Genomic DNA, 10578 nt, shown 5'->3' with positions numbered 1-10578 from the left:
CGTGTCCTTCGTGTCAGTTGGTGTGCCGACGGCGCGCGACGACGTGCAGCCGGTCCGCGTCCGTGGCGGTGCCCGGCAACCGGCCGTCCTGCCAGGGCGGTTCGGTGCGGGGGCCGGGGCCGTCGTGCAGTTCGAGCACCTCGAACCCGTGCGCGGCGAGGAAGTGGCGCAGCTCGTGCGGCAACAGCAGTCGCCATGCGGAGCGCTGTTCGACGGGCGCCGCGTCGACGCCGGCCTGATCGGCGGTCCATACGCGGGTACGGCGCAGGAGTTGGTCCGTGCGGTCGACGGTCAGGGTGGTGGTCGACCGGTAGGCGACGCCCTGCCAGGTGAAGGCGTTGCCGGACGGGGAGTCGAGGAGGTCCGTGCGGCCCAGGAAATAGGCGCCGTTGCGCATCTCCGCGACCAGCAGGCCGCCCGGTGCGAGGGCGTGACGGCAGGAGGAGAGGAAGCCGTCGAGCTGGTCGTTGGTGTGGCAGTACAGCAGGGAGCTGTCCAGACAGACGACCGCGTCGAAGGCAGCCCGGCCCAGGTCGAACCCGTGCAGGTCGGCCCGTATGTACGCCGGACCCGGATGCCGGAGCCGGGCGTACGCCAGCATCGCCCGGGAGAGATCGGCACCGGTCACCGTACGGCCGACGGAGTTCAGGTGGGCGGCGTCGCGCCCGGTGCCGCAGCCCATGTCGAGCACCCGCGGCCCGGCGCCGTGGCGACGGAGACAGTCCTCGGCCCAGCGCCCGGCGAGCCGGTCGGGATCGGGGAAGCGGGCCTCGTACAGGGCGGGGTTGTCGGTGAGGAGGTTGCGGTGGTCGGCGGCGGCGGGGATGCCCTTGTCGTGCGGACGGCTGCCGGGGACGGGGACAGCGTGTCCAGCCGCATCGCCCCCGACGGAGTCACGACCTCCGCCTGCTGCGGCGTCAGCCACACACCCGTACGGACCGGCTCGCTCGGAAGCGGCGCCCTGTCCCTCACCTGTCCGCTCTCCCCCCGCCGCGACGGCCGCGCCGGGCTGCCGATCGCCCGGCTCACCGAAAGCAGCGCCCTGGCCCCGGCCGGCCGCCCACTCGCCTCCCGCCGCCCGCTCCGCGTCTGCTGTCCCCGGCCCACGCCGCTCGACATCGACCCCCCGCGCCGCACTCACGCCTTGCTCCTCTCTTCGTCCCGTACCGAAGCCGCCGCCGCGGGGCTCGCCGGCAGTGCTCCACGCCGCTGCAGCCACGCCACCCCGCCGGCCGAGGCCAGCCCGACGAGCGCGCAGCACATCCAGGGCAGCCAGGCACGGCCGCCGCTTTCCCCCGCGTCCATGGCCCAGCCGACGACGGCGTTGCCGACGGCCGCGGCGATGCCGGAGACGACGTAGAAGATCCCGAAGTAGGTCCCGGTCAGCTCGGGGCGGCCGAAGCGCGGGATCAGTTCCATCACGAAGGGCGAGGCGACCATGACGCCGAGGTAGAGAAGGAGCGCGCCGAGCAGCACGGGTATCGCGTCCAGCCACCCGGCGGGTCCCGTGCCCGCGACCAGGGCCGGCGGCAGGAAGGCCAGGCCCATCACCGCGAGGCCGGCGGCTATCCAACCCGCCCTGCTGCCACGTGACTTGAGGCTTCTCGTGATCCTCAGCTGGAGCGCCAGGTTGGCCACCGTGCCGACGAGGAAGACGATGCCCGCCGCTCCGTCCCAGCCGGTGGCCTCGCGGGCCCCGTCGGGCAGCAGCAGGTAGAGCTGGTTCTCCAGGGTGAACATGCCGACCATGGCGAGGGCGAAGGCCAGGAAGGCCCGGTTGCCGAGTACCTCGCGCCAGTCCCCGAGGACACCGCTCCCGCTGGGCTCGACCTTGCGCGCCGGAAGGACGAGGGCCTGGGCGATCGTGAGCACCGCGAAGATCCCGGCGGCGGTCAGCGCGGACGTGCGGAAGTCGACCAGGAGCAGGGCGCTGCCCAGCAGCGGGCCTATCAACGCGCCTGTCGTCGCGAAGACGTTGAACAGCGCGAACGCCTCCGCCTTCCGCTCCCCCGCCTCCTGCGCGAGATACGCCCGCACGGCCGGGTTGAACAGCGCCCCCGCGAGCCCGCTCAGCACGGACGCGGCGAGCAGTACCGGCAGCCCGTCCCCCAGCGCGAACAACGCGAACCCGACGGTCCGCAGGGCGCACCCGGCGATGATGACGCCCCGCGCTCCCAGCCGGTCCGCCGCCGAGCCTCCGATGATGAACAGGCCCTGCTGGCTGAGGTTGCGCACGCCGAGCACGACACCGACGACGGCCGCCGACATGCCCAGGTTCTGGCCGAGGTGCGTGGCGAGGTAGGGGATGAGGAGGTAGAAGCCGATGTTGACGCCGAGCTGGTTGACGAGGAGCAGCCGCACGGCGAGCGGGAATCGTCGTATCTCATGCCACGTCCTCATGTGCCGTCACCTCCTCGACTCCCAGGCCGGGACGGGTGCTTGTGCGTACGAAGCCGTCCGCGCCGCCGATCCCGTGCCACGGGTCGTGGGCGAGCAGCAGATGCCCGTCGAGGTCGGTCCAGCGGGCGCGGTCGGCCAGGTGGACGGCGGGCGCCAGGCCCAGGGTGCTCGCGGTGAGGCAGCCGAGCATCAGGTCGGTCCCGCTGCCCTCGATCGCCTCGGCGATGCGCAGGGCCATGCGGACGCCCCCGCACTTGGCGAGCTTGACGTTGACGCCCTGGACGCGCCCGGCCAGGCGTCGGACGTCGGCCAGTGACACGGCGTCCTCGTCGGCGATGACGGGCAGCGGAGACTTCTCGGCGAGGGCGCCCAGCGCGTCCGGGTCGCCGGGCGCGAGGGGCTGCTCCACGGCCTCGACGCCGAGGTCGGCGAAACGGGGCAGCAGGGCCGCCGCCTGTGCCGGGATCCAGGCGCCGTTGGGGTCGAGGAGCAGCCGGGCACGCGGAGCGGCGTCGCGGATGACCCGTACGCGTTCGATGTCGTCCTCGGGGTCGGGGGTGCCCGCCTTGACCTTGACGACCTCGAAGCCGCTCGCGGCCAGCCGGCGGGCCTCGGCGGCCGCGCGGATCGGCGAGGTGATGCCGATGGTGCGCGCGGTGGCCGCCACGGGAGGCGCCGTCGTACCGAGGAGGTGATGGACGGGGAGGCCCGCGCGCTTGCCGACGAAGTCGAGGAGCGCGGATTCGACGGCGGCGGTGACGGCGGGCGGCACGCCACCGGAGGGCAGGGCATGAAGGGCGCTCTCGGGATCGGCGAACCGTTCCAGATCGACCGCTGAGATCAGCCGTGCGAGTGTGTGGGCATCCAGCCCGTAGTACACGCTGCTGACGGCCTCGCCGTAGCCGGTCACTCCTTCGTGCTCCACGCCCAGCCACACGGCGTCCCGGGCGGTCATGGTGGAGCGGGAGATACGCAGCGGCTCGGCGAGTTCGAGACGCACGGTGCGCAGGTGAGCCTTCACGGTGTCCTTCCGAGGGAGAGCGGATCGGCCACCCGCGCGCAGCGCACCCATCCGCTCGCCTCGGCGGCGTACGGGTGCGGAATCTCCACGGGCCGGGCGGCCGCGCCGGCCAGGTCGAGGCCGTGGGCGGCGATGAAGTCGTCGTCGTAGACGGTGCCGAGATAGCGGTGCGGCCCGTCGGGGAACACGGTGGCGACGACCGCCCCCGGGTGCACGCAGGCCGCCCAGGCGGCGACCCGGGCGACGGCGCCGGTGCTCCAGCCACCGCTGACGAAGCTGCCCCGGGCGAGCCGTCGGCAGCTGTCCACGGCCTCGGCGGGGCCGATCCAGTGGACCTCGTCGAAGGCGTCGTAGGCGACGTTGCGCGGGTGGATGCTGCTGCCGAGACCGCGCATCAGGCGCGGCCGGGCGGGCTGGCCGAAGATCGTGGAGCCGGTGGCGTCGACGCCGATGAGCCGCAGCGCGGGCCAGTGCCGGCGCAGCGGGCCGATGATGCCGGCGCTGTGGCCGCCCGTGCCGACACTGCACACCAGGATGTCCAGGTGGTCGAGCTGGGCGGAGAGCTCCGCCGCCAGGGAGGCGTAACCGGCCGTGTTGTCGGGGTTGTTGTACTGGTCCGGCCAGTAGGCGCCGGGGAGTTCGGCGAGGAGTTCACGCAGTCGGCCGAGCCGGGCCGCCTGCCAGCCGCCCTGTGCGGCGGGGCGGTCGACGATCTCCAGGCGGACGCCGTGCGCGCGCAGCAACTGCCTTATGGACGGCTCCAGTTCGCTGTCGCCGACCAGGACGACGGGATGGCCGAGTGCCTGCCCCGCGAAGGCGAGTCCGATGCCGAGCGTGCCGGAGGTGGACTCCACCACCGGGTCGCCGGGTCGCAGTTCGCCGCGCTCCCGCGCGCCGAGCAGCATCGACACGGCGGCCCGTGCCTTCATGCCGCCCGCCGCGAGCCCTTCGAGCTTGGCCCAGAATCCGGGGTGGGCGTGCGGCAGGTCGGCGCCGACCCGGACGACGGGCGTGCGGCCGAGCAGGGCGAGCAACTCGGGGCGGGCGGTGGGCCGTACGACGGTGGCGGCGGAGGGGGTCATCGCTCACCGCCGGGACGGCTGTGGCGATCGACGACGTCGGTGGACCTGTATCGATGGACGATCCCGGGGCCGCCGTCGAGCCAGAAGAACGGGTACGGCTCCGCGCACACCGCGCTCACGCCGTGCGCCAGGAACCGGGGCAGCACCGCGCTGCCGGTCTGCGCGAACATCACCAGCTGCTTGCCGTGCCGCAGCGCGTGCTGCCGCAGCGGTTCGAAGGTGCCGTTGCCCAGGGTCATCCCGGACACCAGCAACGCGTCGCAGCTCCCGGCCGCGGTGAGTGCGTCGGCGACGACCGGCTCGCCCCACTCCGTGGCGCCGCCCTTGAGGTCGCACGGGACATAGCCGAGGCCACGCGAACGCAGCGCCGCCAGCAGGGAGTTGACGACCCCCACCACCAGCACGGCGCTCCCGGCCGGCAGGTCCAGCAGCTCGACCACCGCCCTCGCCCGTGCCGTGGACTTCTCCAGCGACGACCCCGCGCGCAGGGCGACCGGCCGCGCCCCGTGGTCCGGGGTGTGCGGGGTGATGTGCATCAGGTAGGCGTCGAGGGCGGCCACCCGTACGGCAGGCGCCGGATGATCGAGGAGCCGTGCCACGTCGGCACCGACGCAGTCATCGAGCGCACCGTCGGGCAGTTCGCCCGGCTCGACGGCGCATGACCCGACGGCCTCGGCGAGCCGGAGACTGAGGACCTCGTTGCGGTAGCAGGTGCCCCGCCCGTCGTGCCGTACGGCCTGCCGGGTGGTGAAGGCGACGGAGATCCGCTGTGTGCCGGGGTCGGGGCCGAGCGCGCCCGCGCGGACCTGGGCGACCAGGTCGTCGTACGTCCGGGTCAGCGCCGCCGGTGAGGCGTTGACGGTGGTCACCGGATCACCAGCCCCGCGCGCAGCCCGGCCAGCAGGCCTTCGACGCGGTCGCGGGCGCCGGGCCCCTCGGGGTCGCCGGCCATGACGTGGCCCAGGTACTCGTTGTTGCTGCCGGCCGTCCTGACCACCTTGCCGGGATCGGCGAGCTGGACCTCCAACACGTCTGGGAGGTCGCTGAGTTGATGTCCGTCGAGCGCCTGCAACGTGCCCGCCCGCTCCGGGACCAGGAAGCCGATGGCGGCGCTGCGCAGCCCGGTGTCCGTGCGCCGGAGGTCGGGCCTGCGGCCGAGGGCGACGTCCACGAAGGCGGCGGCGAGGTCGATGCCGGTGACGTGGCGGACGAGTTCGGTGATGCGGTTGCCGGCGGGGCGGGGGTTGACCTCGACCACACGCGGCCCGGCGGAGGTCAGCTTGATCTCGGTGTGCGCCACGACCCCGTCCGTCAGCCCGAGCGCCTTGAGCGCGCCGAGCGTGGTCTGCTCGGCGGCCTCGATGTCGGCGAGCGACAGGGCGGCGGGGAACATGTGGCCGGTCTCGATGAAGGCGGGCGCTCCGCCGAGGCTCTTGTCGGTGACGCCGACCAGGTGAACGGCGCCCGCGTACGACACGGTCTCGACGCTCACCTCGGGGCCGTCGAGGAGCTCTTCGAGCAGGACGGCGGGGGTGCGCCGCTGGCCACGGGCGTTGACCGGGAAGTCGGCCAAGGCCCTGACCGCAGAGCTCAGTTGACCCTCGTCGTCCACGCGACGCACGAACATGCCCGCGCACAGGTCGACCGGCTTGACGACCAGCGGGTAGCCGATCTCCTCCGCGGCCCGCACGAGGTCGGCCCACTCCTCGTGCACGGCGAAGCGCGGTCCGGGCAGGCCCGCGCCGGCGAGGACCCGGCGGGTGGCGTCCTTGCGGCAGGCGTTCTCCACCGCCTCGGGGCCGGGCCCGGGAAGACCCAGACGCCCGGCGATCCGCGCCACCGTCGGCAGGTAGTAGTCGCAGGAGGTGATCACCCCGTCGAAGCCCAGCACCGAGTGCAGCCGATCCACCTCGGGCAGCAGGGCGTCGAGGTCATTGGTGTCGGTCGTGATCACATTGCGCGCGCCGAGCAGCGGGTGCGCCGCCCCCTCGGGCGCCGAGCGCAGGTAGTGATGCAGGTCACGGGTGAGGAAGGTGAACTCGTGCCCGCCCTCGCGGATGGCGCGTGGCAGCAGTCTGCTCATCGATCCGACCCAGCTCTCGACCACCAGCAGATGAGCCACAACTCCCCTTTTCATGACGCGGGTTCGGACGGCAGGGCAGCCCGGAGCACCCCTCGACGGGAGGGGTGCCGGACTTGACTGGCACACGCTATCGATAATCATTTTCATTTGCTAGCCCGTTCTTACCTCGCTTCGGAGAATCGGAGAGACCTTGACCGCCCTGCCCCGCCCCACCGCCCTGCTGTGTGCCCTAGTGGCCGCGGCAGCCCTGCTCCCCACGGCCGGCCCCGCCCGGGCCACGGCCGCGACGGCCACCCTTGGCTTCGGTGCCTGCCCGGACTCCGTCCCGACGCCACCCGCACCCGACCGCGTGGAGTGCGGCCGCCTCACCGTCGCGCTCGACCCGAGGCAGCCCTCCGGCCCGGGCATCGAGATCGCCGTCTCCCGCGTCCCCGCCTCCGGCACCCCCGCCGAGCGGCGCGGCATTCTGCTGGTGAACCCCGGCGGCCCGGGCGGCTCCGGACTCCCCTACGCGGTGACCAAGCGCGCCAAACTCCCCGCGAGCGTGCGGCGTTCGTACGACGTCATCGGCTTCGACCCGCGCGGGGTGGGCCACAGCGCGCCGGTCGGCTGCGGCGCGATGGGCGGACTGTTCGCCGCTCCCGGCGCCGACCCGGTGCCGACGACCCCGCAGGCCGAGCGGTCGTACCTCACGTCACTGCGCCACCTGGCCGACGACTGCGCGACGGGCGCGGGCCGTCCGATCCTGCCGTACCTGTCCACCGAGCGGACGGCGTACGACATGGACGCCATCCGCGCCGCGCTGGGCGAGCCGCGGACGAGCTTCCTCGGTATCTCGTACGGCACCTACCTGGGCGCGGCGTACGCGGCGCGCTTTCCGCACCGGGTGGGCCGCATGGTGCTGGACAGCGTGGTCGGGCCCTGGGACTGGTACGACTTCGACGAAATCCAGAGCCGGGCGATGCTGCGGGCCCGCGACACGTTCTTCGGCTGGACCGCCGCGCATGCCGAACGTTTCGGGCTGGGCGGCGACGCGGGCGCCGTCCGGCATTCGTATCTGCGCGTACGCCAGGGCCTGGCCGCGCATCCGGTCGGCGGCTTGGGCGCGGCGGAGTTCGACCGCGCCGTCTACCGCGCCCTCGGCCGCACCGAACGCTGGACGGGCCTCGCCGACGGGATGCACGGCTACCTGACGGACGGGAGCGTGGCCGGGCTGCGGCCCGCAGCCGCCTTCGACAGTCCGGAGTCGCGCAACTACGAGGCGGCCAACCGGATCGTGAAGTGCGCGGACGGTCCGGGGCCGACGCCCCGGGAGGTCGTGGCGGACGTACGGCGCATACGACGTACCGACCCGCAGCCGGTCCTGACCGGCATGGAGGCGTCGGCCTGCGCGTACTGGCACCACCGCCCCGTGCGGCGCACCCGGCTGGGCAGTCCGGCCGCCCCTCCCGTCCTGCTGGTCGCCTCGGCGCACGATCCGGTGACCCCCGTCGACGGCGCCCGCCAACTGCGTGAACTGCTGCCCGGCTCCAGGCTGGTGACGCTCGACGACGACTACTCGCACGGGGTGTTCGCCAGCCGGGGCAACGCCTGCGTGGACGGGGCGGTGGCGGGCTATCTCGTCGACGGGGAGGTGCCTACGGCGGACGTGCGCTGCGCCGGACCGGGACTGCCGGTCCCGGCAGCGGCTGTTCCGTCCAAATGATCTTCCCGTTGGCGTGTACCTCGTCGCCGGCGCTCGGTGAGCCGGGCGACGAGGAACGGGCCCCTGCCGTCGAGGACTCGCGGGCCAGGGCGCGGTCGCGGAGCAGGCTGAGCCGGACGGGGCCGGTGGCGTGACGGATGGCGTCGGTGACCAGTTCACCGGCGACCGGTTCGGTGATGAACGGCCAGGACGATGCCGCTACGCGGGGCTCGAACCGCGAACCCTTCCGGCACCCGGATGCGGTGACCGGGGCACCCGGAACACCGTGGCACCGGGCCCACCACTGCGGGAGCCAACCGTGTCGGAGCGCGGGATACTTGGCCGCATGCGGTACCCGCGGTTCGTGGCCCGTCTCCCAGTCGGGCTGGTGCTGGCGCTCGTGACCGCCGTCGGCTGCACCGACAGCGGCGGTGACGGCGACGAGCCGGCGCGTACGGATCCCCCGGCGTCGAGCAGAGCAGATGGCGGCAGCCCGAGCGCCGCCACGCTCACCCCCTCCCCCACCCCCGCCGACCCCGTCTCCCTCCCGGCCCTGATCCAGCGCGAGCACCGCGGCTCCGACCTCCGCCTCGGCGCCGTACGCGTCCGCACCGACGCCTACACGCAGTACGCCGTCACCTACCGGTCCAACGGCCTGAAGATCTCCGGCATCATGAACGTCCCCACCGGCGAGGGCCCCTTCCCCGCGCTGGTCCTGGCGCACGGCTACATCGACCCGGACGTGTACGTGACCGGCCAGGGCATGCCCCGGGAGCAGGACCTCCTCGCCCGCGACGGCTACGTCGTCCTGCACACCGACTACCGCAACCACGCGGGCTCCGACGACGACCCCGACAACGACGTGAACCTCCGCCTCGGCTACACCGAGGACGTCATCGCCGCCGTCCACGCGCTGCGCTCCGCCACCCGCCCGGACGTCGACGACGACCGGATCGGCCTGATGGGGCGGTCGATGGGCGGTGGGGTCGTGTACAACACGCTGGTCGTGGCGCCCGGCCTCGTCGACGCGGCCGTCGTGTTCGCGCCGGTCAGCTCGCGCCCCGAGCAGAACATCGACCACTTCCAGCGCCCCGAGGGCGACCCGCTCGTCGCCGAGATCGAGGCGGCGCACGGCACCCCCGAGGAGAACCCCGAGTTCTGGCGGCAGGTCTCGCCGGTCACCTACGTCGACCGGGTCACCGAGCCCCTGCTGATCCACCACGGCACCGCCGACGACACCTGCCCCCTGGCCTGGACGAGGACGACCGTCGCGGCGTTCGAGGCGGCGGGCAAGGACGTGGAGCTGCGGACGTACCGGGGCGAGGGGCACACGTTCGGGCCGCGGTGGCCGGACTCCATGGAGGCGACGACGGCCTTCTTCGAGCGCCACCTGGGCTGAGACCCGCTCAAGCCCCGCTCGTGTTGCGGCGTGTGTGACGCACCACGCACAGCGAACCGCAAGTTTTTTCGCGCGGCGGTGATTGTTTCGCGCGTCCCGTCCGTACCTCCTGGCGTAGCAGCCGTTCATCTCTGGAGGCACGATGCCCATCTCGCGCCGCATGGTAGGAACCGTCTTCGTGGGAGGCGCCCTCGTCCTGACCCTCTCCGCCCTTGCCTACCCGGCCATGCTGGGCGTGGAGACCACCTCCGCCAACCAGGACCGGGTCATCGCCAACACGCAGTACGGTCCGCTGACCGAGGCCGACCGGGACTTCGTGGTCAAGGTCCGCGCGGCCGGCCTGTGGGAGCACCCACTGGGCATGATGGCGATGGAGCGGGGCACGACCCCGGAGATGAAGGAGGCCGGCCGGCATCTGGTCGTCGGACACGCCCGGCTCGACCTGGCCTGCCGCAAGCTGGCGTCCGAGCTGAACATCACGCTGCCCAACCAGGCGAGCCCGCAGCAGCAGCAGTTCGTGGCGACTGTGGACTCCAAGACGGGCAAGGAGTTCGACGCCACCGGTGTCGCGATCATGCGAGTGACGCACGGGCAGATCTTCCCGCCGATCGCGAAGATCCGGGGCACCACGCAGAACAGCCTGGTCCGTCAGCTGGCCGACCTGGCGAACGACACCGTGCTCGACCACATGACGATCCTGGAGAAGACGGGGATGGTCAACTTCGACGCCAACAACTTCCAGCAGACCTCGCCGCCGAAGCTCCCGAAGGAGCAGATGACTCCGCCCGCGCCCCAGCCGGGCTCGCCGGTCCTCACACTGGCGATCCCGAAGGGCCTGGAGGATCTGAACACCGCGTCCCCGACGGCGCTGCCGAGCGCGGACGTCAAGTAGGAGCAGTTGCCGCGCCC

General features: G+C 72.9%; 9 protein-coding genes. 3 read left to right on the top strand and 6 right to left on the bottom strand.

What is annotated here, in order from left to right:
* Positions 1-13 precede the first annotated feature (13 nt).
* From ACWGDB_RS15605 to ACWGDB_RS15580, 6 genes are all read right to left on the bottom strand, one after another.
* On the bottom strand, positions 14-826 hold the full coding sequence (locus ACWGDB_RS15605; protein ID WP_453823030.1) for a class I SAM-dependent DNA methyltransferase: 813 nt from the start codon (positions 824-826) through the stop codon (positions 14-16).
* A 311-nt stretch (positions 827-1137) separates the two neighbouring features.
* Positions 1138-2400, bottom strand: a complete 1263-nt coding sequence (locus ACWGDB_RS15600) for an MFS transporter (protein ID WP_453822927.1) — start codon at positions 2398-2400, stop codon at positions 1138-1140.
* Entirely contained in the window at positions 2384-3421 is a 1038-nt protein-coding gene (locus ACWGDB_RS15595; protein ID WP_453822926.1) for a dipeptide epimerase, read from the bottom strand. The genes ACWGDB_RS15600 and ACWGDB_RS15595 overlap by 17 nt, the downstream gene beginning before the upstream one ends.
* On the bottom strand, positions 3418-4503 hold the full coding sequence (locus ACWGDB_RS15590) for a PLP-dependent cysteine synthase family protein (protein ID WP_453822925.1): 1086 nt from the start codon (positions 4501-4503) through the stop codon (positions 3418-3420). The genes ACWGDB_RS15595 and ACWGDB_RS15590 overlap by 4 nt, the downstream gene beginning before the upstream one ends.
* Entirely contained in the window at positions 4500-5372 is an 873-nt protein-coding gene (locus ACWGDB_RS15585; protein ID WP_453822924.1) for a hypothetical protein, read from the bottom strand. The genes ACWGDB_RS15590 and ACWGDB_RS15585 overlap by 4 nt, the downstream gene beginning before the upstream one ends.
* Positions 5369-6625 carry an ATP-grasp domain-containing protein gene (locus tag ACWGDB_RS15580; protein ID WP_453822923.1) on the bottom strand — a complete coding sequence of 419 codons (1257 nt, stop codon included), beginning with the start codon at positions 6623-6625 and terminating at the stop codon, positions 5369-5371. The genes ACWGDB_RS15585 and ACWGDB_RS15580 overlap by 4 nt, the downstream gene beginning before the upstream one ends.
* A 151-nt stretch (positions 6626-6776) precedes the next feature.
* Between ACWGDB_RS15580 and ACWGDB_RS15575 the strand changes: the two genes are divergently transcribed.
* From ACWGDB_RS15575 to ACWGDB_RS15565, 3 genes are all read left to right on the top strand, one after another.
* On the top strand, positions 6777-8291 hold the full coding sequence (locus ACWGDB_RS15575; protein ID WP_453822922.1) for an alpha/beta hydrolase: 1515 nt from the start codon (positions 6777-6779) through the stop codon (positions 8289-8291).
* 343 nt (positions 8292-8634) lie between these two features.
* Positions 8635-9669 (top strand): alpha/beta hydrolase family protein, encoded by a 1035-nt coding sequence (locus ACWGDB_RS15570; protein ID WP_453822921.1) that lies wholly within the window; start codon positions 8635-8637, stop codon positions 9667-9669.
* Between the two features lie 142 nt (positions 9670-9811).
* Positions 9812-10561: a DUF4142 domain-containing protein gene (locus ACWGDB_RS15565; RefSeq protein WP_453822920.1), complete on the top strand. Its 750-nt coding sequence runs from the start codon at positions 9812-9814 to the stop codon at positions 10559-10561.
* Positions 10562-10578: the final 17 nt, after the last annotated feature.

Source organism: Streptomyces sp. NPDC055013 (assembly GCF_053608645.1).
The sequence above is the reverse complement of the archived record's forward strand: the minus strand, read 5'-3'. Positions and strand labels throughout refer to the sequence as shown.